Origin of the sequence: Leuconostoc carnosum, from assembly GCF_014207505.1 — a bacterium.
Classification (GTDB): Bacteria; Bacillota; Bacilli; order Lactobacillales; family Lactobacillaceae; genus Leuconostoc; species Leuconostoc carnosum.
The window spans coordinates 1-25,602 of the sequence record NZ_JACHGL010000005.1 but is presented as its reverse complement, the minus strand read 5'-3'; the positions used below and the strand labels follow the sequence as shown (position 1 = coordinate 25,602).

The 25,602-nt window shown below is 35.6% G+C and carries 31 protein-coding genes; 3 read left to right on the top strand and 28 right to left on the bottom strand.

All coding sequences use genetic code 11. The features are described from left to right. Positions 1 to 145: 145 nt before the first annotated feature. The 12 genes from mobP2 to HNQ98_RS06180 all read right to left on the bottom strand — a co-directional run bounded on the left by mobP2 (position 146) and on the right by HNQ98_RS06180 (position 8,083). The gene (gene mobP2 / locus HNQ98_RS06235; protein ID WP_184284987.1) at positions 146 to 1,627 is read right to left on the bottom strand and encodes a MobP2 family relaxase; all 1,482 of its coding nucleotides are present in this window, start codon (positions 1,625 to 1,627) and stop codon (positions 146 to 148) included. Then, on the bottom strand, positions 1,611 to 1,925 hold the full coding sequence (locus tag HNQ98_RS06230) for a hypothetical protein (protein ID WP_050891983.1): 315 nt from the start codon (positions 1,923 to 1,925) through the stop codon (positions 1,611 to 1,613). Before HNQ98_RS06230 ends, mobP2 begins: the two co-directional genes overlap by 17 nt. Then, a complete protein-coding gene (locus HNQ98_RS06225; protein ID WP_184284986.1) occupies positions 1,915 to 2,628 on the bottom strand; it encodes a hypothetical protein in 714 nt (237 codons plus the stop codon). The genes HNQ98_RS06230 and HNQ98_RS06225 overlap by 11 nt, the downstream gene beginning before the upstream one ends. Next, complete coding sequence (locus HNQ98_RS06220; protein ID WP_184284985.1) at positions 2,629 to 3,414, bottom strand: DNA/RNA non-specific endonuclease; 786 nt, start codon at positions 3,412 to 3,414, stop codon at positions 2,629 to 2,631. Positions 3,415 to 3,429: 15 nt separating this feature from the next. Further along, the gene (locus HNQ98_RS06215; RefSeq protein ID WP_184284984.1) at positions 3,430 to 3,807 is read right to left on the bottom strand and encodes a hypothetical protein; all 378 of its coding nucleotides are present in this window, start codon (positions 3,805 to 3,807) and stop codon (positions 3,430 to 3,432) included. 207 nt (positions 3,808 to 4,014) lie between these two features. Continuing rightward, positions 4,015 to 4,983: a hypothetical protein gene (locus tag HNQ98_RS06210; protein WP_184284983.1), complete on the bottom strand. Its 969-nt coding sequence runs from the start codon at positions 4,981 to 4,983 to the stop codon at positions 4,015 to 4,017. Positions 4,984 to 4,987: 4 nt separating this feature from the next. After that, complete coding sequence (locus tag HNQ98_RS06205; protein ID WP_184284982.1) at positions 4,988 to 5,422, bottom strand: single-stranded DNA-binding protein; 435 nt, start codon at positions 5,420 to 5,422, stop codon at positions 4,988 to 4,990. After that, the gene (locus HNQ98_RS06200; protein ID WP_184284981.1) at positions 5,412 to 5,768 is read right to left on the bottom strand and encodes a hypothetical protein; all 357 of its coding nucleotides are present in this window, start codon (positions 5,766 to 5,768) and stop codon (positions 5,412 to 5,414) included. Before HNQ98_RS06200 ends, HNQ98_RS06205 begins: the two co-directional genes overlap by 11 nt. Next, positions 5,737 to 6,012 (bottom strand): hypothetical protein, encoded by a 276-nt coding sequence (locus tag HNQ98_RS06195; RefSeq protein WP_184284980.1) that lies wholly within the window; start codon positions 6,010 to 6,012, stop codon positions 5,737 to 5,739. The genes HNQ98_RS06200 and HNQ98_RS06195 overlap by 32 nt, the downstream gene beginning before the upstream one ends. Before the next feature lie 27 nt (positions 6,013 to 6,039). After that, positions 6,040 to 7,011 (bottom strand): replication initiator protein A, encoded by a 972-nt coding sequence (locus tag HNQ98_RS06190; RefSeq protein ID WP_184284979.1) that lies wholly within the window; start codon positions 7,009 to 7,011, stop codon positions 6,040 to 6,042. Further along, positions 7,001 to 7,234, bottom strand: coding sequence for a helix-turn-helix transcriptional regulator (locus HNQ98_RS06185; RefSeq protein WP_184284978.1), 234 nt, complete (start codon positions 7,232 to 7,234; stop codon positions 7,001 to 7,003). The genes HNQ98_RS06190 and HNQ98_RS06185 overlap by 11 nt, the downstream gene beginning before the upstream one ends. Before the next feature lie 594 nt (positions 7,235 to 7,828). Further along, positions 7,829 to 8,083, bottom strand: a complete 255-nt coding sequence (locus HNQ98_RS06180; protein WP_150259461.1) for a hypothetical protein — start codon at positions 8,081 to 8,083, stop codon at positions 7,829 to 7,831. A gap of 529 nt (positions 8,084 to 8,612) precedes the next feature. Between HNQ98_RS06180 and HNQ98_RS06175 the strand changes: the two genes are divergently transcribed. Next, on the top strand, positions 8,613 to 8,750 hold the full coding sequence (locus HNQ98_RS06175) for a winged helix-turn-helix transcriptional regulator (RefSeq protein WP_150259521.1): 138 nt from the start codon (positions 8,613 to 8,615) through the stop codon (positions 8,748 to 8,750). A gap of 118 nt (positions 8,751 to 8,868) precedes the next feature. Here HNQ98_RS06175 and HNQ98_RS06170 read toward each other — a convergent pair whose 3' ends face one another. Beyond that, complete coding sequence (locus tag HNQ98_RS06170; protein ID WP_150259463.1) at positions 8,869 to 9,729, bottom strand: oxidoreductase; 861 nt, start codon at positions 9,727 to 9,729, stop codon at positions 8,869 to 8,871. A 70-nt stretch (positions 9,730 to 9,799) separates the two neighbouring features. On the opposite strand from HNQ98_RS06170, the gene HNQ98_RS06165 reads away from it, so the two are divergent. After that, positions 9,800 to 10,156: a MerR family transcriptional regulator gene (locus HNQ98_RS06165; RefSeq protein WP_150259465.1), complete on the top strand. Its 357-nt coding sequence runs from the start codon at positions 9,800 to 9,802 to the stop codon at positions 10,154 to 10,156. Between the two features lie 74 nt (positions 10,157 to 10,230). On the opposite strand, the gene HNQ98_RS06160 is transcribed toward HNQ98_RS06165, so the two are convergent. The 6 genes from HNQ98_RS06160 to HNQ98_RS06135 form a co-directional block, all read right to left on the bottom strand. Further along, entirely contained in the window at positions 10,231 to 11,394 is a 1,164-nt protein-coding gene (locus HNQ98_RS06160; protein ID WP_184284977.1) for an IS30 family transposase, read from the bottom strand. A gap of 104 nt (positions 11,395 to 11,498) precedes the next feature. Then, positions 11,499 to 11,909 carry a hypothetical protein gene (locus tag HNQ98_RS06155; protein WP_150259469.1) on the bottom strand — a complete coding sequence of 137 codons (411 nt, stop codon included), beginning with the start codon at positions 11,907 to 11,909 and terminating at the stop codon, positions 11,499 to 11,501. Positions 11,910 to 12,013: 104 nt separating this feature from the next. Then, complete coding sequence (locus tag HNQ98_RS06150) at positions 12,014 to 12,394, bottom strand: DUF2178 domain-containing protein (protein WP_019040931.1); 381 nt, start codon at positions 12,392 to 12,394, stop codon at positions 12,014 to 12,016. Then, positions 12,381 to 12,596 carry a helix-turn-helix transcriptional regulator gene (locus tag HNQ98_RS06145; protein WP_184284976.1) on the bottom strand — a complete coding sequence of 72 codons (216 nt, stop codon included), beginning with the start codon at positions 12,594 to 12,596 and terminating at the stop codon, positions 12,381 to 12,383. Before HNQ98_RS06145 ends, HNQ98_RS06150 begins: the two co-directional genes overlap by 14 nt. Positions 12,597 to 12,742: 146 nt before the next feature. Beyond that, positions 12,743 to 14,371 (bottom strand): replication initiation factor domain-containing protein, encoded by a 1,629-nt coding sequence (locus tag HNQ98_RS06140; protein ID WP_184284975.1) that lies wholly within the window; start codon positions 14,369 to 14,371, stop codon positions 12,743 to 12,745. Between the two features lie 141 nt (positions 14,372 to 14,512). Further along, positions 14,513 to 14,791 (bottom strand): hypothetical protein, encoded by a 279-nt coding sequence (locus HNQ98_RS06135; protein ID WP_184284974.1) that lies wholly within the window; start codon positions 14,789 to 14,791, stop codon positions 14,513 to 14,515. A gap of 204 nt (positions 14,792 to 14,995) precedes the next feature. Between HNQ98_RS06135 and HNQ98_RS06130 the strand changes: the two genes are divergently transcribed. After that, positions 14,996 to 15,526 carry a GNAT family N-acetyltransferase gene (locus tag HNQ98_RS06130; protein ID WP_184284973.1) on the top strand — a complete coding sequence of 177 codons (531 nt, stop codon included), beginning with the start codon at positions 14,996 to 14,998 and terminating at the stop codon, positions 15,524 to 15,526. 209 nt (positions 15,527 to 15,735) lie between these two features. Here the strand turns inward: HNQ98_RS06130 and HNQ98_RS06125 are convergent, their stop codons facing one another. Genes HNQ98_RS06125 through HNQ98_RS06085 form a run of 9 tightly spaced genes read right to left on the bottom strand, consistent with a single transcriptional unit; the run spans position 15,736 to position 25,157 of the window. Next, a complete protein-coding gene (locus HNQ98_RS06125) occupies positions 15,736 to 17,112 on the bottom strand; it encodes an ATP-binding protein (protein ID WP_184284972.1) in 1,377 nt (458 codons plus the stop codon). Next, positions 17,105 to 17,428, bottom strand: coding sequence for a hypothetical protein (locus HNQ98_RS06120; RefSeq protein WP_184284971.1), 324 nt, complete (start codon positions 17,426 to 17,428; stop codon positions 17,105 to 17,107). The genes HNQ98_RS06125 and HNQ98_RS06120 overlap by 8 nt, the downstream gene beginning before the upstream one ends. A 9-nt stretch (positions 17,429 to 17,437) precedes the next feature. Further along, positions 17,438 to 19,942, bottom strand: a complete 2,505-nt coding sequence (locus HNQ98_RS06115) for an ATP-binding protein (protein ID WP_184284970.1) — start codon at positions 19,940 to 19,942, stop codon at positions 17,438 to 17,440. Between the two features lie 3 nt (positions 19,943 to 19,945). After that, the gene (locus HNQ98_RS06110; RefSeq protein ID WP_184284969.1) at positions 19,946 to 20,383 is read right to left on the bottom strand and encodes a thioredoxin domain-containing protein; all 438 of its coding nucleotides are present in this window, start codon (positions 20,381 to 20,383) and stop codon (positions 19,946 to 19,948) included. 12 nt (positions 20,384 to 20,395) lie between these two features. After that, positions 20,396 to 20,962 carry a hypothetical protein gene (locus HNQ98_RS06105; protein ID WP_184284968.1) on the bottom strand — a complete coding sequence of 189 codons (567 nt, stop codon included), beginning with the start codon at positions 20,960 to 20,962 and terminating at the stop codon, positions 20,396 to 20,398. Beyond that, the gene (locus tag HNQ98_RS06100; protein ID WP_184284967.1) at positions 20,952 to 21,476 is read right to left on the bottom strand and encodes a hypothetical protein; all 525 of its coding nucleotides are present in this window, start codon (positions 21,474 to 21,476) and stop codon (positions 20,952 to 20,954) included. The genes HNQ98_RS06105 and HNQ98_RS06100 overlap by 11 nt, the downstream gene beginning before the upstream one ends. A gap of 15 nt (positions 21,477 to 21,491) precedes the next feature. Further along, positions 21,492 to 22,634 (bottom strand): phage tail tip lysozyme, encoded by a 1,143-nt coding sequence (locus tag HNQ98_RS06095; RefSeq protein WP_184284966.1) that lies wholly within the window; start codon positions 22,632 to 22,634, stop codon positions 21,492 to 21,494. Continuing rightward, positions 22,631 to 24,619: a CD3337/EF1877 family mobilome membrane protein gene (locus HNQ98_RS06090; RefSeq protein WP_184284965.1), complete on the bottom strand. Its 1,989-nt coding sequence runs from the start codon at positions 24,617 to 24,619 to the stop codon at positions 22,631 to 22,633. Before HNQ98_RS06090 ends, HNQ98_RS06095 begins: the two co-directional genes overlap by 4 nt. 16 nt (positions 24,620 to 24,635) lie before the next feature. Then, on the bottom strand, positions 24,636 to 25,157 hold the full coding sequence (locus HNQ98_RS06085; RefSeq protein WP_259655132.1) for a hypothetical protein: 522 nt from the start codon (positions 25,155 to 25,157) through the stop codon (positions 24,636 to 24,638). Positions 25,158 to 25,602: the final 445 nt, after the last annotated feature.

Sequence of the window (25,602 nt, the reverse complement as noted above, 5' to 3'; positions counted from 1 at the left end):
TGTACTAATTACTTGTTCAAATTATAAGTGAGATTGATAAATTTATATGCAAGAGTCTCACGATGACAATTTCTAATATCTTAATCGTACATCATTTTGAACGTATAAATGCAAAAATATTTTAATGTCCTAATTACCTATTTTCTTATATTCCTTTTGATATTTGTGTCTCATATTCCTCTTGAGCCTTTTCTTGTTCAACCCTTTTTTGGTTAGTTAAGAATTGACGTTCTGCGTTTGTTTCAGCACGGATGTCCTGCCGCCACAAGCGACTAATTTTATTAAACGAACCACCCCGCACTGGCATCTGATCACCTATGTGCTTTGAATTTTGTTTTACATTGTTGGCCGGCGATTTTGGGGCCAAATTTTTTTCCTGAGGGCTAGCTATTATTTTAGTTTTATCTGCGTTATTGCCCTTGTCGCTCAGTTTAACATGGCTTAGTAGTTCAGACATTTGTCGGTTAATATCATTTAGTGAGTTATCTTCAATTTGTGCTAACTGTTTGTAGAGTTGATTCGCTAAGCGCTTTCTTAATTCATCTTCCTTATTCTCAGACCACTTGCGTTGTCCCTTATGCATCACACCCTGGTCTTCAATATTAATGGCATCGTATTCTTGTGCCAATGACTTAAAGCCCTCATATTCAGGTTTAAGCTCTTTGTCAAACAAATCGTCTAATAGTTGATTTGTTAACTGATTTGCTTTTAACATCTTGCCTTTTCCAGCGGTTAAATGAGCATTACCAACTTGCCACCGCCCACTCATGTCTTGAGGTAAAGCATCATAAATTTGCTTGATGGCTTTAGCATGACGATCATTTAATAGGTTGTCTGGCGCTGTCTCAACAATTTCTTTTTTAAAGCCACCAACACCTTTTAATATTTCCTGATGCCGTCTGAGTTCCTGCGATGACATTAATTGTTTTCTAAACTGTCGCTTGGCTTGTTCAATCACTTCCAGAGGTATAACGCCGATTGGCTGCCCCTTGTACTTACCTTCTTTCTTGACCATCTCAGACCGCGTTTCTTGGCTTTTTTTAGCAAACCACAGATGCATGTTTAGGTGGTCAGTATCTTGATGAATCACACCAAACCAAACAACGTCATTTTCATCTTCTCCCAAAGGTAAATTAAATCCTTTGTTAATTAGCGTCCTAGCAACCTCTTGTTCTGCATGCTTCAATTTATTTTGGTCTATCATACGAGTTTCGGAATCATAGAGATTGTTTTTAACTAACCAATCGCCTCTGATTGAAAAAGCGAGTTCATGGATATTATTGCCATTTTTTTGAGCCTCATCCAAGTCTTTTCTCAATACAGAAATATCGTGATTATCATAATTTAGTTTATCGCTTCCAAATATTGGATGCGTTTCTGTTACCGCAGAATTTCGATTTGCATAGCCTCGCTTGCTAAATTGTTCCTTTAAATCGATGAGATCAGTTATGGACTCATTATTGAGATCACTCGTTTTCTCAGAATTATCCGCATAATCAACGAGGTCTGAGTATTTTTGACCCTTCATATCTGCTGTACTAGACGTGACAAACTGCGCTGGTAAATTGACCATTGCCGTCTGTTTTTCACCCAGGGCAAATGCAGCAATTTCACCAGTCTTCGCCATTTTGCAATTCCTCCATAATCTCTTCTAAACTATCAAAATCTTGTTCATAATCAATTGTCAAACGGCGGGCTGTTCTGGAGGACATGTTCAGCATTTGAGCAATTTGCATGTAGGATTGTTGATAGTTATTAAACAGAATTAAACTTATCTGAGCCAAATAGTACGTACGATTATCGCGTTCATGTTGACTGTCAGCCATCTCACTAACTTGAGTAGGATGGTGCCAATTGAATTCATCAAGTTGTTCTAAATACTTTGTTAATTGTGCTTTTCTTTCACTATGCTTTTTAGTCATCATCTAATTGGCCTCCTGTCTGATGATATTTTTTGATTAGCTGCTTATCGCGACTCCGAATTTTTTTATATTCTTCATAAGATTGTGCCAATTCATTGTTTGGATTGAGTTCTGTTGGTGTACCAAATTGTTGGAACTCTGTGGGATTAATGGGGTTGATGGCATATTTAACAAAACCATTTTCTAAATTAATGCCTTCTGGAATGTATTCAAGTTGACGTTGTTGCATGGTTAAAAGAAAACCTAATAAATTCTCTACATTTGCCAATTGCGCAGTCAATTTTGAATCACTTTTTGTGGAGTTGGCATCATTTACCTTCTGGGCTAGTTCCGAGTAATTGAGACGTGCATTGTTAGCATTAAGGGCAATATTTTCTACGAAGAAATGCAAAGAAAACTTATAGACACTACTTCTACTAAACTTCGCATTAAGAGCATTTGGGTGTCTTTCTATCCAATGCTTCATTTGTTGAAAATACCATTCTTCATCTCGTGAATTTTTAATTCCAATCATCGTTGGTCTGTCATCAAAGATTGATTGATTAATGTCAAATTCATTTAACAAATTTTCAATAAGCTCTAGTTCCGATTTAACCTCTAAAGGAATATCTTCGGGTAGCGTTGTATCATATTTTTTATTCAAAACATTTCTTCTTTTGATGAGTGCCTTCATTTGACTTGTTTTGAATTCTATTGCATCTTTCACTTATTCATTCCTTTCAGCATTACCGTTTAAGTAGTTGATTGTCCAGCCATCTTGAACGTTAAAAACATAGACATTAAATTTCAAAGTATTGTCATTTGACTGTGCCATCATATGAACACCACGGGGAACTAACTCAACATTTTTGTAAATTGGTTTGACTTGATAACGCACATAATTATTTTTTGACTGATGCAAGTAATCAGCAAGTTCTGTTTCATAAGTCACCATACTTTTTGCATTCACTCGACTATCTGCATTTAATTGTCGTGTCCCTGTGATCAAATTTTTGGCTTCATTGTTTAGGCCAGTAAATTGATACCCAATCAGATGACTACGGTTGTATAACCAGTCTGTACTATTCGTTCCAGTTTTAATGGCATGGTATCCTGGCGTTTTAATTGTTAATCGTTCACGCGCTTTATACTTTTGAGAGGACGGCATCAATTTTTGGTTAAGCAATGCATTAGCAAATTGTGGTCTGCCTAACCAATCTAATGACGAAAGTTTTTGCCAGCCACCCTCTTTTATTTGTAAATCATCCTGACTAAATGTTGGTTGGTTATGATTGATTTCAACAACTGTTTGCCCAGTATATTTCAAATTAACAAGCTCATCATTTTGTGTTGGAGAGTTACTTTGTTTATCAATATTAATCAGTTGTGATTGCGAACCTAGTGCAACAATTTTTTGCAAAATCGAGACACGATTTAAATACACAACACCTATCAATATGACAATACTTAATAAAATCCTTCTCGCAAAACGACCACGTTTATAATTTTTCATTTGTACTCCTTCCAATTATTCAAACTCATCAAAGTCAATCGACTTTGTCAAATTTTTTTCCTGAGGGCGAGCGTTTTTTTGAATTCGTTCTACCTCATCATTTAAGTCTGGAAAATACATTTCAAGTCGTGCCAGAATTGTTTTAAACATTTCACCAATCGCAATTGTATTGTCATTTAATCCGTGCACAACATTATTGTTAGCCATGATTAAATCATCTAGGTAGCTGTGTAACACATTACTAGCATCATCTTCTCTAATTCGCTTTGCATAGTCCGTAATAACAATACGCAGTAATTCATTTGTAGATGTTCCTTCTGCTTGCGCACGCTGGTCAATGATATTCAAATCTTGTTTATCAAGACCGCGAACTTCTTTTCTAACTGTCTGCATAAAAACTCCTAAATTTATTTTGATAATTGGGAACAGGTTAAGGGGAAATGCCGGCACCATGTGCCTAAACCCCGCCGTGCGGGCATTTCAAGTGCTGGGAGTGTGAGCGTTTGGTTAAACCATTTTTTAACCTACGTTTAACCCTTTTTAACCCTTTATTTGATTGAAAAAAATAGCCCAATAGGCAATTTATTTAACGATGTGGTATTACAAATCCGTTGGTTTTGGCAACAATGATTTGCCTTCCTGAACCTGCTTTCTAGTCTTTTGATATTGACTAATATTTGTCCTAGCACGGTGAATATTTTTTTGTGCATCACTAATTTGTGTTCGTATTTGTGTAATCTCATCACGCGCATTATCAATGCTAGTTTGTGTATCTGAGTCATCAGACTGGGCGAGTATTTTTTGGTACTTTTTGATGGAAGATTGCTGTTGATCAATTGCTTTTTGATATTCAACAATTGCGTTTGTATTCTTGGAAATCAATTTTTGTTGTGCCGCCATTTTAGCTTCACTTTCGCTAACTTCAAGTTCTTCTTGGCTGGCAAATGTTAGCGAATTTGATTTAGATACTTTGTCACGATTGATAATGAATTTGCCACTTGCGGTATTACTGTTTGCGTTAGTTTTCTTTGCACTTGAACTATCAGCAGCTACGCTACTTGGCGCTTCGACTGTGGCAGTATTGCTGCTTTTATCATGAGCAGTTAGTGTTACAGCATTGAAGTTATGATTCAAGTTTTTAAATTGGACCACGAGTGTATTATTTGAAGTTGGCACAACACGCCCAGTAACTTGATTGCCACCATGATCAGTCATAGCAGTGAATTTAATTTTGCTAATATCAACCAAATCTTGATCAGAAACAGCTCCGTCAGAAATTGTATAATACAGTTCCAAAACACCATTATTTTTATTAAAAACACTTTTTGTCAGACTAGCAGTTTTGTTCAAAGTGCCAAATGACACTGGCGTATTTAAATCCGTACTAGGCAAATTTGAAGGTCGAGGTGTAATGTTAACCATGACGGTTGTACTAAAAGCTATCAGAATAAATAGGCTAAATATGGCAATTAAATTGCGCCGTTGATGTTCCAAAAACCAAGTCCCAAAGCGACTAAATCTTTGAAAGATATTTCTAAATTTATCAGCTATTGTGATTATTGTAGTCATCGTCCTACCCCTCCACATACTCAAATGCATTGCTGTTAAAGTCAGGATATGGTAGCAAATCATTATCGACCATTTCACTCCTCTGACTGTCAGCAACCTGTGTTTGATCAGCAGAATTTTTCGATGAGTGATTAGATTTATAGATGCGGAATTGTGTCACTTGATTTTGCATAGCATAAATCTTTTGACCAGTATTTTTATCGTTATAATTATGATTACGCATCACAAATTCAACCTCAACTACTTGACCAACATCAGCCACATAATCACGAATCAATTCTGCCGTTTTGTTAAAAGCAACGTAATCAATGTAAGTGGCTTTGCCATCTTTTAAATCATTAATGGCTAATTTGAAGTAGGCAATTTTAATTTCTTTTTCACCCCTTACGGTGAAGTTTACATCACGAACTAAACGTCCTACGTGGTGATTAATTTGCATAATAATTTCTCCTTTTTTGATCCAGTAAATTAACAATCGGTGTCAATTGTTTGGCTAAATAGTCTTGGATATTATTTGGTAGTTTAAACACAGGGATTTGGTTACCAGCTTCAGAATAATGAATGCCTTTCAGGACTGTACAACCGACATAATGATTACCTAAGCAATCGTCAAACAACTCACCTTTGACTTTCATCTCAGTTGATTTTAAGCAGACAAAGGCTTGTTTTTTTGTTGGTTGAACGAGATTATTTTTTAATTCTTTAACGAGAATGACGACATATTTGGTTTGTTGTAGTTCTTGTAAACTTTTCTCATCCAACAGCATTAATTGTCTGACTTTCATAATCTCTCCCTTTTGGTCTTGCAGCTTCATGAAATGGTAAGTGATAGCGTTCCATGAATTTTTTTATAGCCTTAAATGATTGATAAGAGGTACGGTATAACCTCACTGCGCCATCACTTTCTAATTCATGATTTTCAATTGCTTTGATCACTTTTCGGCTGAGTTCACCTGATGAGTTAGCCACAAAAAGTATGTCTGCGTTGAAAAAGTCTACTGCAATAAATACGTTGTATTGGTTTGCCATTATATCTCTCCTCTCTCCAAGTTAAAGTTAAAATCCTGATGCTGATTGACTTGTTGTGATTGCAATCTTCAAACGATTTTCAAAGCCTCTAGTGAAATATTTGCCATATTGGCTGATATCAATCAGATGGTCACGCATGTAATCTACTTGTTTGAAACCAGTGTTTAAAAGCAACTGTTTTATCGCAACCTCACCTTGTAATTGCTTTTGCAAAGTCAAAACATAATTACCTTTTTCAAGTTCGGTTATCAAAAAGTGATAACCACGATCAAGAGCGCGGACGACAATTTCTGCTTGTTGGGGTTCATTCAAAAGTAAATCAGGAATCAAACCTTGTACTACGCTTCTTAATTCAGGATTGTTTTGAATGATTTTGCCGATTGCGATAAATGATTGTTGAGCTTTTTTTGAATTGTTATTGTTACTTACTTCATCCTCATCAAAAGAATTGGTCTCAGTTTCACTCAAATAAGTCTCACTACTCTCAGTCTCACTTGACTGTCGTTTTGACAGTTCTTGAGCTGTCGTTTTGGAAGTTCTTGACCTGTCATTTTGAAAGTTCCGGAACTGTCGCTTTGACAGTCCCTTGTCCCCCAAGGGATTGTCCCTGTGGATAACCTCAAAATCAGCATTTATGTTGCCAACGTAAAGTCTGTTTGGTTTATTTAACCCTTGTCGTTCTTCTTCAAGAAGTCCAAAATCTGCTAGTTCTTTTTTCAAACTAATGACTTTTTTCTCGCCAACACTAAGAATTGTTTGCAGGTCACTGTTTTTGTAAATCAAGTAAACATCACCATTTTTATCAATCCAATTATTCTTAATTGATAACAAGAAACGATCACGTAGAATGGCGTAAACCATTTTTGTTTCAAGCTTCATTTCGGCATAGAATTCATTTTCAAATAGTGCTTTTGGAATTTTATAGAATCGTTCGTTAGTTTCTACCTGATTTCTACTAACACGTTCCATTTTTCTAGGTTTATCTTGGTCATTTGTCATCAGCAGTCCCCTCTAATGTCGTAACAATCTCTTCAAATGGTACATCCATAATTTTGTAAAACTTTATGAATGTCGTTAGTTTTGGATTGTAACTTGGATCAGTTTCAGCTTTTGAAATCGTCGCTGTTGACAATTCCCCTTTTGATTTCACGGCCAATTCCAATTGTGTTAGTCTTTTTCGTTCCCGATAAGCTTTTACAATTGATCCAAAAGAATGTTTCATTTTGTCTCTTTCTCCCTTGTCTTAGTTGTCAATTTCCATTGATTTTATTACCAATAATTAACCGTCATGACGACGGTTTCTTAACAATTTTTTAATATTCAGGCTGTTTTTAAGCAAAAAAAATAAGCCCACACAGGACTTATGAGCTTTTAAAGTAACGAATGTTACAAACACTTTACTTTATTTCAAATTATTGACTTTGGAATTTTAGTAAACTGTGTAATCCCTTGTGCGCCAACGTATCAACAAGCCTCTGTTACGTTAGATTATGCACGGTACACTAAATAATGTTGGGCGAATTGCAAGTCATTTACCAGATGTTTAATCAATCGGTAAAATTCCGGAAATGTTTTTGTAATTTCACTGGTTGCTTTTTGATTTGGCAGACACTTCTTATTCTATTGTACCAATGTCATACAGCAATGTTAAATCACTGTCCACGGTTTCTAAAGCTTATTTTAAGGCTGTTTAACATCTTAATTCCACAACTAAATTTCTAAAAAATACAGATACTCAATATATTCAATATGATTTGCTGGTATCTGTATTTTCGATTGATTATCATGTTAGTCTTAATTCACTTGATTTACTGGATTAATCACTTGTTTGAATCGTTAATCCAGTAGCTTCATGAATCTGTTTTGCTAATGCTGGTATTTGCAATCGATATTCATCATCAAGACGACCAATTTGTTTTGAGCGTTTGGCTTGTCCGATTTTATAGTATTCAAAGAAGATATTAACTTTGTTAGCATATCGCTGATGAACGATCCGTACGTCATAAATCGTATTTGGTTGTTTGGTGAACAGCATTTGGATAGTTGTAATCATGTCTTCAATTGGATTCATTTTTCTCTGATGACCGTTCTAATATCTTCAAAAGCGGATTAATGTAGACACCTAATTCTGTAAAGCCATTGACTAAACCAGTCACATTTAGGAATCAGATAACCATCATTAGTTTTAATATGTTGTTGTACAGTCACTATGTGATTGTTCACACAAGAGTGTTGCAAGATACTTTTTGCCTGATTTAGTGGTGTTCTAAGTAATTTCTGTGTTTTCTGATTTCGTTGCACGTCCTCTTTGACTAAAGACGAGGTGTGATCGGATAAGAAGAAACCATTCCATTTGATTTTGCCACGTTCGCGATAATCGTTCTTAAAATAGCGATTGATAATGGTGCTAAAGTTTTCTTCATTGTCCATATTACTTTTCCATTTCTACTATGAATCGATATTATCAAGATAAGTACTGACGAATATCTAATTTGTAATGTTTCAATAGCTCTTGGCTGTATTTTTTAGGTTGATTAGAGTCTCTAACTTTCGCCCATAAAATTGAAGCGACTGTCATTCGTTCACGATAAACTGATGGTATATTAGATAAACAAATTTATCCAGTAATTCCTGTTAAGACAGAATATCGCGTAACAAAATTAGGTAGTAGCCTCTACCCTGTTATTGAAGCTATGCAAGTCTGGGGAACAAACAACACCCAGATAATTAGGTCATAAGATATAGTCTTTAAACCAAACTTAGACGTAAAAAAAGCAAAGATATTCAATAATATTGATATCTTTGCTTTTTGAATTAAATTATTGAAAATAAATTAATTTTATATACAGCTTTGGGTTATAACCAGTAAAGTTCATCTCCATAATCAAGATGTTGTGACTCAGCTGACCATTTAAACATGTCATCTTGAATATTCTTAATTTCAACCAATTCTCTATTGTAAGCATTTTTACCTGTAATAAAATGCATGGGTTGGTTATCGGAATCAATTAATTTAATAAAAGCTTTTGCAGCTAATTCAGGGGAACCATCTTGCATGCCAGAGCTTTTTTGAGAGGCTATTTCATATTCTCTAGCCGGAGTATTATCATATTCCACTATAGAATGATTGGCAGAAAATTGGGAGCGTCCGGCCCAATCGGTTCTGAATGGACCCGGTTCTATATTCGTTATTTTTATTCCAAAAGGTTCAACCTCTAGAGCAAGTGCCTTACTCAATCCTTCTAATGCATGTTTACTAGCGTTGTAATAGCCATAAGCTGGTACCGAAAGCATACCACCGATTGATGTTATATTTAAAATATTTCCTTTCCTATTTTTGCGCATAGTTGGTAAGATAGCACGAATCATCGTGCTAGCACCCCAAAAATTTGTTTCAAACATTTGACGTACTGCAGATTCTTCAGATTCTTCAACTGAACCCGAGTATCCATAGCCTGCATTATTTACCAAAACATCAATTTTATTAAACCTGCTAAGTGCCACTTTAACAGCGCTATTGACACTTTTTTTATCTGTAACATCTAATTGGACTTTAAGAATATTTTTATTGTTAGATATATTCAAATCGTCAAAAGCTGATAAATTTCTTGCTGTCGCTACAACTGGAATATTTTTTGATAATAATTCTTCAATCAACTTACGACCGAAACCCGTAGATCCACCAGTTACGAACCAAACATTATTAGTATTATTCATTTTATATTTCCTCCTGTAGTGTAATATACACGGTTAGACTTACTCTAAGTCAAGTGATAAAATCAAAAGTATGAAAAAAAATATTCACATTAAAAAAGTTAGTATACAAACTGGCATAACCCAATACACTATTCGATATTATGAAAAGGAGAATCTATTATTGATTCCGCGAGACAAAAATGGAATACGTACCTTTAATGATAAGACAATATTACGATTGGAAACTTTAAAAAAATTAAGAATGGCTGGAATGTCCATTTCAGAAATGCGATTAATTATGAGTGGAGAAGTAACACATCAAGAACAGATAGAATTGTATAAAAATAGACTTCAGGCTCTCATAGAACAGAAAAAATCAATTATTGATACTATTAAATTCATGGAATACAAAATTAAAGTTCACGAAAGACAAGAGAATAATATTTAAAATAAACTTTATTTAGATTATTAATGAAATTATTATGAATTAATAAATTGTAAATATTCGGAAAATGTTATTCCTTAGTTATTTTCGTGTTTTCTAATTTTTCTTTTCTCATAAGCTCTTTGATACCTCCGCATCGTTTTATATTCTTTATCAAACAAATCAATTGGACTCTTACCTTGTAACGCTATTCGCATTGGCATCGCATTCATCTTATCAGACACTTCATCTAATTGTTGTTGTCTTACTGGTTTAAAACTAGTTCCTTTCGGGAACCAATCACGCAGTTTTCCGTTGCGGTTTTCATTTGAACCTCGTTGATGTGGTGATGATGGTGTACAGTAATAGAGTTTGATTTTAAGCTCCTTTTGAACATATTCTAAGAAATCCCAAGAAATAAATTCAGAGCCATTATCAGCGGTAATTGTTCTTACTGCTTTACCATAGCATTCATAAAATAGTTTAAAGGCTTCAATCATATCTTTAGATTGTTTACTTTTGACTTTGACTAACGCGTAAAATCTAGTCTTGCGTTCAACGACCGTCATAATAGCCGAGTGGTCTTGATATTGGCCATTATTGTGTTTCATTGGTAATACTAAATCAATCTCCCAATGGCCAAATTGTTTACGCTTAGCTACCACTGGTGAACGATCATAGATAGAATGGCGGACCAACTCACCACTCTTTTGTAAGTTAGAACGTAGTCGGGCAATCTCTCGTTGACGATCGCGCTGTGTTCTGGCTAATTCTCGTTTTTTTGGTGAACCATCTTGGCGGTGATACTTATGGGTACGAATGTCAATTAAGCCTCTTTTTGACCAATCGCGAATGGTTGAGGATGATACTTCAACGTCTTGCACGTTGCCGGCAATTTGTTCTGGTGTCCAGTGTTCCACATTAATCCAGTGTTCAATCAGTTCTTTTAATTCTGGGGTCAGTAATAAGCCTTGTCCCATTCGAAAGCGCTTTTTAGTCGCAATGTACTGACCACGTTGCGCTGAATACTTAATACGCGCGTGAATATTCATTCTTAATAGACTATGACGGTCTAGATTAGAGAAGTCTAGTACATTACCACGGTCTAATTCACGACTAATCACTGATGGGTCATAACCTAATTGACGCCCAATATCGCTTTGTGAGAGTTGTTCATTGTTCCACAAATGTTCAATTAAGTAACGTTGGTTTTCGTTTAATCGTGGTTGCCGTTTCCTTTTCTTTGGTTGTTCTTCTACCATATTATTCTTTCTTTTCCTTTGCTCAATGATATACAATTTCAGCGTAACAAACGTTTATTATCTTAGTGTTATAAACGTTTTAAAAATTTATAGCCTTATATTACTTATTTTGAGGTCTCATAAAGTTGTTTTTTCGCTTGTTTTAGTTTGGCTTCAATCAGATTGATGCCACTTTCACTATTCACATCATGACCATTCAATAAGTTGATTAAGTCACGGTATTCAAAGGTTAAAGCAATACTGGTTTCAACTAAAGTTTGTACTTGCTTGTCTAGTTCTTTACCGAAAATCAGGACATCACCAAAAGTTTGTGACTGGACTGATTGAATGTAACGATGTAACTTCATTGACATCTGGAGTGTGTTTTGAAAGTTTGGTGCGCCAGGCTTGAACTTGAAATTTTGACGATCAGATGCTAATACATTCAATAATGATTGATAAGTGTTTCTGAAACCTTGTAGTTGAGAAATATAATTTTCTAGTTGGTCTGGATTTAACCATATTTTTTGTGTCATTATTTATCCTTTCAGTCGATATCGATTATAAATAAAAAACCTATCGCTTTAGCAACAGGTTTTTTAGTAGTTTTCATCATTAAAAATTTTCATGTATTTTCTAGTTAATTGTTTTGATGATAATAAGAGAAAGCTAACAGGTTAACCATTTTTATAATTAAGTAAGCAGTCAAAGTTAAAACTAAAACAATGAACGTGACGTGCATGATACTAAAAATTAGTAAAAGCAGACCAAACACCATTTCAAGTATGTTGAATGCACATACTTTAGCTTGGAGATCAATTTGATAATTTCTTTCATCGTGATCAACAATTTTTTTCTTTGTCATAGGCATAACTATCATAGAAATACCAAATGCTATCAAAATGCCATATCTAAAATTAGTTGGAATTATTTTTAGCAAAATAAATATAATAGCTAGTAATATTAAAATAAAAATCCCGATTTCTTTATAATTAACTCTATTTCCTTTATCTTTCATCATTATCATCTTCCTCCGTATAAATAAAGATTTCCTCTACGCTCTTTCCAAAGTATCTTGCAATCTTCATTGCTAATAAGATAGAAGGATTGTAACGGCCATTTTCTAGTGAACTAATTGTTTGCCTAGTTACACCAAGATATTGCGCAAAATCTTGTTGGTTAACTTTGTTTTCTTTGCGCAATTTTTCTAAATTATTTAACAAGATAAATCACCTTTCTTGATGTAAAGTTTCCTTTCCATTGAGTATAATACTTTAGTTTTTAAATGTAAAGGTAACTTTCCAAAATAATTTTTATATTATCCTTCGAAATTATTCCAATTAATTGCTCTTCGTAAAAGTAATACCTCTCAGTATGTCCTTTTTTTCTGCTCATTGGACTCAATATATCTTTTCTTAGGTTTTTCAAAATTAATATTTAAATGTTTACTTGCCTGTGTCATCGCATTCATCATGGTGGCCTTAACCAATTTTTGTTGTTCAGCTGACAATTCAGCACTATTCATGGCTTCAATCACTTCCGGCCAATAACCGGTCTTTTTTAAGACAGCTAGACTTGGCACAACTGATTCTAAGACCCATTTTTCAATGCGTGCCACACTTTGTTCTTTAGGTTGACGAATAAATTTCATTTTATGACCTAAAACGGTTAGTAATGACCACGCAGGCATCGGCTCAACATTACTTTCAATGGTTTCACGCACCATAGCACCTTTTAAAATTTTGTCGTCAATTGATTCATTCGTAAACCAAAGATACGTGTGCAACATATCAAAAGTAAAACCAACTAAGTCATCATGCTCAAACCAATGATCAATCACTTGTTCAGCACGATCGCCATGTAACTCCAACTCAACACGGTTTTGTATATCAGTATCATAGCCTTTGCTGGCTTGTTCCTTGTGTTTGTCATAAGCACGGATAACAAACGGTGACTTACCAAAGTTGACCGTCCAACCATCATCAACGTTGCCGTGAACGGCATAAGACTTTGATTTACCCCAAAAGCGTTTTTCTTGTACCGCTTTTACAAGGTCATTCATATTGAGCAAACCCCACTTATCGTTAATGGCAATATCTAAACGAGTGAGATGTCCGCGATATTGTCTCGCTTTTTCAAAAAAATCATGCCAGGTCATATTCTGTTCCAGTAGCGCCTTTTCAAATAGCCGGGTGCCTTTACCAGTTAAATACAGCGTTGTCCCAAATTTTTGCTCAACTGTTTGCGTTTCAGGGTTTTTGACTGGTGCAAAGTCTTGTATATAGATATTCTTTTCGCCAGCAAATGCCATTTCACGCGTGTAAAAGTTTTGTGAGGTCTGTCGTTCTAAAAATAGATTTTCTTGTATTCGTAGCACATCAGTGATCACTTGTTTTGACGTTAAATCTGGGAATGTCAAAGAAACCCAATCAAATTGCACCTCAATAGCTTCAGCTAACTGTGGATAGACGGTGATTAGTTTGTTAATAAATTTGTCTGATATTTTCTGTTCACCTGTCTCAAAGCGATTAATTGTTTTTCTGTTGATACCCATTGCAGTAGCTAATTCCTGTTGTGTGACCCCAAGTAGTTGGCGTATCAATAGCAAGTTATTATTTGATAACTCTGGTACATTTAACGTTTGTGTCATATTGTTTTGTCCTTTCAACAGTTGGTATCGCCCAACATTCTTTATATCAATCAAGTTTTCTAACTCAGTTGAAACAGTATTTTGTCTTGGTGCACTAGACTGGTGTATTTTTGCTGTGAAGCCAGCTAGCTCACTACCAGTAATTTCATCAATCGCAATTTCACTACCGATATTAGGCAATTGCCCTAACGCAATAGCCGAAACGGTCACGTTATAAGTTTCAATCATCTCATCATGTAATTGCATACCAACCATGATTAAAATATTTAACGATAGTCGTAAACTATGTTGGGTTGTCCCTAGAAAAATAGGGGTGTACGCTTTTAGTTCATGGTTAATCGTTATCATGTTAGATTTCCTTTCTCAAAATGTCCCATTTGGTACTTTCAGAGGGACATTTTTGTTTTTTCATCTAAATCTCTTCACACCGGCGTTTGTTCCCCATATTGGGTTGACGCTTTCAGCGTTTTTACCGGTTTAACCCCCCTGTTAGTAACTGGGGGTTAAAGCCTTTTTTGTGGTTGCTTGAGCCGAGTGCGTGCGAATCGACTTATAGTTACCCAATAAGAAGCCAATGTTCTTCCGAATTTCTGTAATGTATGGTGGCAACATCGGACTGATTTCTTCTAAATTGCCATCAGCAAGCACTCGCTTCAATTCATCACTTAGCTGTGAGAGATGTTCCAAATCTCCTAGTTTTTCAATTGTCTTTAAATCAACAATCGATTGTTCTGATAGTGATTGTACTTTTTTAACGTCAAAAGCCATATTTTTCACCTACTTTTTTTATTTTTAAACTAAAATATAAAACCAACAGTAAAGATAAAAAATGGCTAAAGGTTGGACTTCGTGAGTGGTATATCATATATTATTTCCTTTCTAATCTGAGTAAAAAATTGTCTTAATAATGTATATTGAAAATAAACAGACAGTAGTGTAAGATTTAATATCATTAGATATTTAGGAGAAAATATGGAACAAAATATTAAATTAAAATTTGTCGAAGAAAAAGATATCAAACAGTGGTGGGAAAAAAAGTACGGATCACAATCAGATTTAAATTGGATGCAATACAATGGGCCCTACTTTAAAGACCCTGTTCAAACGTGGGAGGAGTTTCATGACTCTAATAAAGCCAAAGCCATAAATAACCCAATGCGGAAACTTATATTGTATAATGACGAAATTGTAGGTGAAGTATCGGCTTATTGGGAAGATGGCAAATTAAAACAATGGCTAGAGGTAGGGATAGTTCTTTTTGACTCAAATAGTTGGGGACACGGAATTGGAACTATAGCCTTGCGACAATGGATAATAGAGATGTTTGAATTATTCAGCTACTTACCTCACATTGGATTTACAACATGGTCAGGCAATATAGGAATGGAAATCATAGGTGATAAGCTTGGAATGACAAAAGAAGGTGTTATCCGAAAAGTTCGATATTGGGAAAATAAATATTATGATTCCATAAAATATGGCATTTTAAGAAACGAAATTTAAAAGAAAGGGTTTGTTTATAGATAAAACTTACTTTATCCTTTATATACCAATTAATGTTTACATAATCATTGCTATACAAAGTAACGCTATATCAACGTTTCTAAAGGCTAAAAAAGACGTCTTTCTCAAAAGCTTTCACAAAGTCCATAAAACGTTGATTTGACGTGACATTTTTTAAAATTTCACAAGCCAATTTATTTTAGACCAATTTAAGAAATCCTCTTTTTTCGTATTTCTATCTGTTTGGTTAACCATTCATGCAGGTTGAATTCTTTGGGGACTTCTGGTGCAAAAAAAGCACGTACTTGACTATCACCTAATTTGATAAAGCCCCACCCTTTTAGTTGTGAAGATAATGGTCGAAGTTGTTTGTCATTATCCGGAAAAACCATTTTTTCAATTTCTGGTGTTGGGACACCCATATTAATCCGTAAATTTAGTTGCCCACGAATTGCCATTGGTAAACTATCGGCACTCGGTCGTTGCATACCAATAATCAAATAAAATCCTAATTCACGACCCAGCATGGCAATTTCGTTTAAATTAGACATGGCCGTTTGATAAGCTTCATAAGCGGGATCACTAAACGTTAGCCGGTCATTCATTTCTCGATAAGCACCGAACTCATCAAAAACTAAAAAACATGGCTCAAAATGATAATCCTTATAAGTCCCAATCTTGCCCGTTGCTTTAATCTTCTCCATCTTTTCAGCTCGTGCCATCATATTTTGATAATATTTAATGACTGCTTGATTAATTTCGGTTGGTGTACTGTGTACTCTGCCTTTTAAGGCATCAACATATTTCAAACTAGCTAGGTCAGACCGCTTTGGGTCAATAATATCAACGTATTTAGTAAGTTGTAGTAATTGTCCCAAAATAGCAAAGATTGTATATGACTTTCCTGTTCCGACATTGCCTGAAATTAACGCATTGTAAAACGTGTCATATTGCCAATTAATGCCTTTAGCAATTTGTAAACGACCCTTTTCTGGTTGTAATGCCAATAACTGCCGTCTAAACTTAATCGGTTCAAACGCAAATGTGCTCAACATTTTATTTTTCATAAATTCAGTTGTTTGTCGGTCAGCTAATAAAGCTGTTTCAACACTTTGATCAAAGTCACCACTCGCAAATTGTGCCATATATTTTTTACCATCAATTGGCTCTTCAATCAGTAGTTGACCAGTGATATGCTTTACTTTGATTTTGAGTTTAGGATAGTAAGTTAAATAAGTGCTATTATCATTGGTTTCTGTATCAAAGAATGCTTTAGAGGCCACTAACAGACTAATCATTTGGCGAATTTCAATCCGTTTTAAGTAGTGAGAGAATAAGTCTGCGTGTGTTGGGGCATAATGTTTATAAAAGCCATACAGACCCCAACCAAAAAACGTGGTGATGAAAATACTTAATCCGGTTGGTGCCATATCCCACCAGCTAAATTTCCCTTGTACCACTTCTCTAAAAATAGATAAATACCATAAGCTAAAGAAAACATTGATTAACAGAAAAATAAAAAGCAAAGCACGTTTAAATAAAGTCTTTGCTAGATATTGATCGCTGTATTTAATTTTTCTAAACATAAATCGTCTGGCCTCGTAGCTTGTCCTTGGCATAACTAAAGTCATCATTAATGGTGAGATACCAACCAAAGATATTCAAACTATCTGTGCGTCCTTCTTGCAGTAACTCTTTCGCATTTTCATAGAAACACTGTAAGCTAATATCTAGGTCACGCAAATAAGTAAGTCGATTCAATGTTTTATTTTCAATCAGTAAAGCATGAAAATCATTAGCAGATTTTTTTAACCCTTGAACAATATCTTTGTTTAAGTCCATACCCTCTTCATATTTGGGATAATACTGCAATAAATCTCGTATAGTAAATTCTTGTGTCATTTTTAACTCCTAACTATATTTAGCTTCAAGTTCCGCACCAGCATTTTTATCGACGGTCTTAAAGGCTTGCGTCCATTCTTCAAATAACGAGTGAATCACGACTTTACCCACGCGACCATAAATATCACGAAACAAGCATTGTCCTTTTTTCAAGTCTTTCAACATGTCCATATTGGTTTTATTTACTGGTAAGCCAAAATGTTTGAGAATATTTTCTCGCTCTCTTTCATCAGCGCTATCAAAGGCAAATATTTGACCATATTGGCCGTTACTTTTTTCATCATTGACATCACCGACTCGTTGCGTGGAGTAAATCAACATATTATTTTCCGAACGACCTAATCGTTTAATGCCATCTAGGACTTTGCGCCCGGCTGGTGAGGCATTAAAAATCCACGCTTCATCAATAATTTCCGCACTAAATCGAGTGGTATCCTCTCGACCGAATTTTTCTAAATACTTGCCTAACGCCAACATAATAGAGACTGAATATTTTTGCGTTTCCGTATAACTGCGCGACTTTTGGTCGGCATGCGGTAAATCTAGTCCAGTGATTTCTAAAATTGTCCGTTGCTTATTAAATTCAATACTATCAGTGTGCCCATCACTAAACGCTAGCTTTAACATACTGTCGGGAATGACACTTTCATAATAATTAGCTAATTGCTTTGATTTTTCAGACCCTTGTTTTAAAATAGCAATAATCGCCATAGTTCCTACTTGTTCACCAGCTAACCGTTGATTACAAACTTGCTTAATGGCATTTGTTAGCGCTGTATCTAATTCCATATCTTGTGAGATAGCACGCACCTGTACTAACATTTCTTTCACTAAAGTGAGCACACTTGGTATTTCATCAATGGTACTTTGACTATTAAGCGTTAACATCGGATCTAACACACCTACGTTTGAGCTATCATTAGTATTGAGTGTCACGTAGTGAAAAGCATTCATTAACTCGGTAAAAAACGGATTATCATTATCTGTTAATGATGCCTTGAACCAACGTCTGACTTCCTGTTTGGGGTCCACGTAAAGTAACTTCACATCAAACATCGCTAAGTAAAGCAACAAAATTTTAACTAAGAACGATTTTCCTTGCCCAGTATCACCAGTGATGGCAATGTGTGGACTATCGGTTTTAGCCCCCACAATCCCTTTGTTGGCAATGACTGGATTAATTAACAATAAAGTTCGTGATGAAGCAACCGCACTATCGACACTAAAATAACGATTAGTATCTAATACGCGACCAATATAGAAACCAGTCCTTGATCCTAATTCATGACTAGTGCCAAACATGAGTTGCGCTAGAGCGGGTGCAGTCGTAAACTGGCGCCAACGTTTAAACACCCCTAAGTTCGTAGCGGGTAGATTTTGATATAACAACATTTCTTGGTTAAAACTTGGTTGAAAAACCTCAATATCACGATTAAACGTTGAGAGTCTGGTTTTGACCATACGAATTTTGCTCTTTAATTGTTTCAAGTCGTCATCACGAATAACCAATACTAATAACCATTGCATGAAGGCATCTTTACGATCCATGACATCGGCTAACTCTTGTGCTAAAGCATAATTAGTTTTGGAACGTTGCGAACTATCATCATCACTAATTAACGCATCGCGTAGTTCATCTTTATATTTTCCTTTCGAACTCCGAGTTTCTTGCTTCATACCTTTAAAACCATCGCGTTGGGGAAAGTTAACTTTGATATGAACTTCGACAGGAAACTTAAAGGATTGAATTTCAGGAAGAAGTGATAAATTATCCAAACGGTCTGGTAAGTTTAACACCAGGTGACTAATGTAATCCGTTTCTTTTTTGGTTTCGCGTTTAACGATGCCCATTTTAGCTAAATCAAATGTAGTATCACGCATACTAGCAAAATCCTTAATATTTTGATGATGGTAACTTGTGCCTAGCAAATTAATGAGTTTGGCTTCACTGATTTTCGTAGCATCTAACGGTCTTAAAATACCTAACACATCATCATTCATGGTAGTAAAGCGTTCAAAGAATTGGGCATCAAATTTTACTTGATAGCGCATCGTTTCTGCTAGTCGTCTTAAAATAAGATCCGTGGCAAATTGAAATTTATCTTTTAAATCGTCCCCTACATTAGTATTTTTGAGTTTCACGCCAATATAAAACTCATCACGAATCGCTGGTTGAAACTCACTTTCTAAAATATTCACTTCCTCTTGTCCCATGTAATACTGAGCCACTTCGGCAATGTCTTTAGCCCAATCAGGACTAGTGCCTTGAATTCGTCCGGCTAAGTCCATATCAGCGGGAATCAGTTTTAAATCAACATCATCATATTTTTGTAAGCGTTCAAAGACATCAATAAAACTCTCTTTAAAACTTTGTTTGTCTAGCGCGTTGGCGACATTGATTTGAAATGGTTTCAATTGATAATACGCCCAAACATCACCCACCGTTGTCAGTAATAAATTATCTTGGTACTGCACAACCGGATTTTCGTATTTGATGTTTACTTTTTTACCCATGAATTAATGACCTCCTGTCTGAATAAATTGCTTAATTTGTTGGCTATTAGTAGAAACTAATCGTTGATTGATATTTTTTGTTTTCATAAAAGTTGGTGTAGCTTGAATGGCAAAGTCAGCTACGTAGTGCTTATTATTGGTGTTTTGTACATTGATCGTTTGTATTTGTTTCGATTCATTTTTGAAATTCAAAACATTATGCCAGAATATTTTGGGATAGACCTTTTGACAATGGGAACAATTGGCATTGTAGAAGAGTATTACTTCTGCTTTTGTGTTAACATTGGCCACTTTATTGTTTTGAAAATACATTGATCCATACGGAACCAATAAAAAACCAGCCACTAGAAATGCAATGACTGGAACTACTTTGATTATGATTATTTTTGTCAGCGACCGTGATTGTTTGTTTTTATCAAGTCGTTTAATTCGTTGTTTCATCAGTTTTTGCTCCTATTGTATTTGATTAATTTTAATAGACGTTAGTTTCTGTGTTTTCGTATCAGACCAGCCATGTAATAGAACGGTTTGGTTAATTGCTTTTTGACCTGTCCCACTGGTTTGAACAATAATAGTTGCTAGAGCTTCAATTGTTTGATTATCCAAATCACTGGTGTAACCTGTGGCTGTTTGATATTGGCTGGTTAGACCCAGATTATCAATGCGTGATCCACCAGTGGCATCTAGTCCACTATCAAATAAATTGTTTTGCTGGTCGTTAGATAGTGTTAAAATACTGGACACTTTACTAAAACGTTTATCATAATCTGATTGACTACTAAAAGTGTAGTAGGCTTTGGCAAAGGCTAGTAAGTCATTTTTCGCTTGCTCGTCACTAGCATTGTAAGTTGTTTGTAAGTTATCAATTTGTGTCGTGACCTGTTTTTGTTGTTTATTCACTTGCGACACTTCCTTTCTAACTTGCCGTATTTGTGCTCTTTTGCCATTTGTAATTGACATCATGATACCAAGGACAATCAAAAGCAAACCCATAATGCTAATTAAGACTTTATTTTTCATTATCGAATGCCCCTTTTAAAGTTAGTCGTGAAATATCAGTCACTAATTTTTCATCAGTATCATAAGTGATTGTATAGGCCACACTTTGTGCATCACTTTTAGTGACAACCAAGTATTCTAAATCAGAACCCCAAGCATTTTTAATAGCGACCGCTGGCACTTCATAATGTGCCTTATCACTAAAAGTCACACTAGGCGCAAAGGTCTGAGTTAGTTCATTAATTACTTTTTGTGAAGCCAATCCTTTCAGGGTTTCGGAATAACTTGAAGTCGGTTGATTGCTAAATGTTTTAACGAATGAAGTAACTATTTTTGTACTGCCTGATGCATGATCTTGTTGTGACTGTGGATTAGAAATAATGGCTTGCGATTTATTTTGACTAGCTTTAGCTTGTTTTAACGTTGTTTGAGCTTGTACTAATTGTTTGTTCAGATTCGGTATTTGATTCAATTGGGTGAGGAAAATACCAATCAGTACTAGACTAGCAAAGATGATTAAATGACTATTTTTCATGCTTACCCCTTTCTCTTATTTACCTTGAATAAAGGTGACTCCTGTTCCAGCTGTTAATTCCCGGAAACTTACTGTACCAGACCCACTACTAACGACATTGCATTCACTGACTAAGAAATGTTTTTTATCATAACTGATCGCTTCAACGACCGCAACGTGACCATAAGTGGCATCTGCACCATCTGCACCCTGTGAAAAACTAACCGCCCAACCAACATGTGACTGACTATCTGTTTTGTACCCTTTTGCTTTGGCATTCTGTCCCCAATCAGCACCGTTACCTAAACCATTCTCTACTGAATAACCTAACTCTTGCATGCGATTATAAACATACCAAGTGCATTGTCCAAAAGCGTAGGTATTTGTGGACGAGGTGGCTGTAAAATTCGTATCCTTAATTTTACTTTTGTAAGTACTAGGTATTTCTTTTACCGGTGCCCCACTCGTACCCATACCCTGTGTCACATTAGTCGCACAACCACTAGTATTATTGGTCGTGTTATCCGTATTTTGTGTGGTTTCTGTCCCATTAGTTGCGGTATCAATGGCTGTATTTGATGTGCCATTTGCAAATTTAGCATACCAATTACGGGCAAAAGCTTGCCGTTTAGTGGTTGTCCCTTGACCCCCACGTTCCCATTTGGCTCTTAAAAACTCTGTGGCTTGATTGACATCAGTCATCTTCAACCCTTGTTTCAAGAGATCAGAATTAGTGCCATCATGATTTAAGGCAAAATCTAATTGTAAACTAGAATCTGACCACTGCTTATTTTGGCTTTTGGCATAAGTTAATAAAGCAACCCGCCTCGCACTATCCCATTGATTGAGGCCAAAAGCGTAACCACTTAAACTAGCGTTCATGGCTTTGGCTTCATCATAAGTGGCACTGGATTCAATACTTTTCGGGTTGAAGCCACTTTCAACTTCCATATTCCCCAAATAACCAGCAATGCCAGCTTCAGTGACACCCGATACTTTTTTCAAATTATCGTGAATCGATTGCGCAACTGCCTCCTTATCAGCACTAGTCGTCACTGTGATACTAGTGTTTGTTGATTGACATTGATTACTATTCCCGGCAAACATACCTAAGATTAAGACAATTAAAAACACCAGACCAAGAATCGCTATTAAATAACCTTTAAGCAGTTTTCTCATTTTAATTCCTGCTCAAGTCGTTCTTTTCTTTGTTGGTGTTGGTCAATATTTTGTTGTAATTTCTGATTGAAATCGTTGGGCAATGATTTTTTTAATCTTTTGGCACGTAAGTATGGTTTGTGAGTAATGGCGTTGGCTGTATTTTTGACAACATATCGTGTTCGAGGCTTTTCTACATTTTTCTCTTGATTAACCGCTTGATCTACATATTCTTGTGCAGGTACTTTGTTGGTTTTAAGCTTTTTAGAACGTTGATAACGAGGTGGATTATCAGCATCATGTTTTGGCTCATTTGTTTGCTGTTTTTGCTGTTTCATTTTGTTTAAACGTTCAGCTCGCTGTTTGCGAATCTTTCGCGCATGTTTTTGCATGTCTTTAGCTAAATACTCTTTGCGATCTTGTTTCCGTTGGGCTTGTTGTTCGGCTTGCAATTCATCACGTAAAGCATGATCATCAAATTCTGAATTATGTTTATTTTGATAATTATCACGCCACTGTTTACCTTGATTCAAGCCACTTCTAGCCCCACTGTACAATTGATTGGCGCGATGCTTCATTTCACCCGTGGTATTGAAGGCCTTACGACCGGCTTTAGTCATACTGATTTTATTCATAGCATTATTCGCAACACTTGAACCAGTAATCGTTTGGACGAGCCAACTTTTGTTTTTCCAAAGTAAAATCATCAAAGCAATGTAAACAATGGAATTTAACATCGCACTGGCACTACCTTTAACTGGTACAACCACATCAGTGACATTACCCACCCAAGAAACAAACATGATGCCAAATAATAAGCCCACTTTAGCAAAGAGTAAGCCCAGTGCCCCCATGGCTGTTTTTAAAGCACTATTGGCAAATTTTGGTAATAGAGAAATTAAAATCGTAAATGGTGCTAGATAATACAATAAAACGGCGCCCAGTTGTACCAATAAATTGGCTAATCCGATCATTAGTAATGGCACACCATAAGCAACAGACATCACTGGTGACATAAAAGCAATTGCAGATTGATACCATTCGAGGCCACCATCTTTAGAAATATAATGATTTTTACTAGCAAAACTGGCAATTACTTTGTCATCAACATTGCCCCCAATTAAACGATAGGGATTCCCCTGTTTATCCTTATTTTGATAGGCACTAGCGACATCAGCTTGACCAAAGTTTCCTAAAGCAAATGGTCGGGCGACTGCTTTTTGAAAGTAGACATAGCGCAAGGCATTTTGAAAACTATCACCGGTATCAGAAAAGCTCGTCTGATTAATATTACTGGTGGCGGTAAAGACTTGGGTTTGGGCTTGTGAGGTTAAGGTATTAATCGTTTGCAGAACTTGACTACCAGAACCAACCCAAGCGCTACCAATGATGGCAATCACTAAGACGGTTAAAATTGATTTCAGACCACCACCATGATTAAAGGTTTTGGCAAAGACCCAAACAAGGCCGACACCAAAGGCTAAATAGAGCAGGTCTTTAAAAGCTTGACTCTGCCATGAACTCTTGGTGTACTGCCCGACGTCTGTTAAGATATTATTCACGCCATTGGTAATATTGGTGAGATCAAACATCGTGGATAACGATTGATCAAACAAGGGATAAACAATATTGAGATTAATCGCGGTAAATAAATCAGTGACAATATGTGAAGCACCCAAAGCAAAATCGGTAATCGACCCATCTTCGTGATACATTTTGTAATTGGCTAAGATATTGCTCGTCACCCAATTCATATCAGGTGACCCAGTTGTTTCGCCTAACTTATCTCTGATGGTACTTTCACTTTGATTAGCTGGTGAGCCATCATGACTGATACTATTGGTTTGTTTTGTCGTATCATTGCCAAGACGACTTTTAGTATTCTTACCAATCACACTACTATTGGCATCAGATGAGCCGATGGTTCCGTTAGCAAATACTACACTTTGTGGTAAAAAAAAAGCCGTGCCAAATAACACCGCTAAAGTAATAACTATTCTTTTCATGCTGCACTCCTTTCTATTATTTTGTTTGCAAATTATCCCAGGTATAAACCAGTGGCAGTCCATTAAAAGCGGACGGTTGTAAGCCATGAATACTCGTTTGCTTTTGGAGATTATAACCACCAATTTGATAATCATTGTCTGACTGATAACCGTTTTGATAGAATTTAAAGACTAGCATTTGATCAACTTGATTGTAGTAAACTAAAATCTTCGCATTATTACCACCATTATTACTGGTATTTAATAAGTAGTCAAAGTCAAACAAACCAGTTTTTGTTAAAACTGTGTTCAATGTCGAGCGTTTGATTAGCGATAAATTACTGTATTGAATCGTGTAGTCTTTTCCCTCACTAGGTTGATTAGTTACCTGTGATGAAGATTGACTAGCTTCTGAATGTGTCACTGATGATTGTTTATTGTGAAATACAAATAGTAATGAAGCAATGACAATTACTAATATCAGACCAGTAATAATTAATCTGAAATATAATAGATTATGTCCATCTGCTAATATCGTTTTAAAAGAAATTTTCTTCATAAGGTTCATGCTCCTTTCAAGCTTAATTGGATAGTTTCGACGGTGTCATTTGGTTGGTACTGCCCCAACCTGTCCTATTCTAAGAATTGACGATGACATTATAAAAAGCATGTTTTCACATGCTCATTTTAAAACTATTAAATTTTTGAGGGGATTCATCACATTACGATAAATCTTTGGCTTTCATTATTTCCAATTCTTTTTGTATCTTCTTTTTTCTATTTTCGATACTTGTAATCCAAATACCATTTATTATTAACTCACCTACTAACAAAACTATTAATAGTCCAACAAAATGACTCCAACCTCTCGTATACATTAGAAATACTATAAAAAATAAATATGCAATTTGCTCCTATGTCAATAAATGGCACATCTTTTTCTAAACACTCGTTCTAATTCTGTCGGAATTAAACCAACTGATGTAATTTGAGGTTCGGATTAC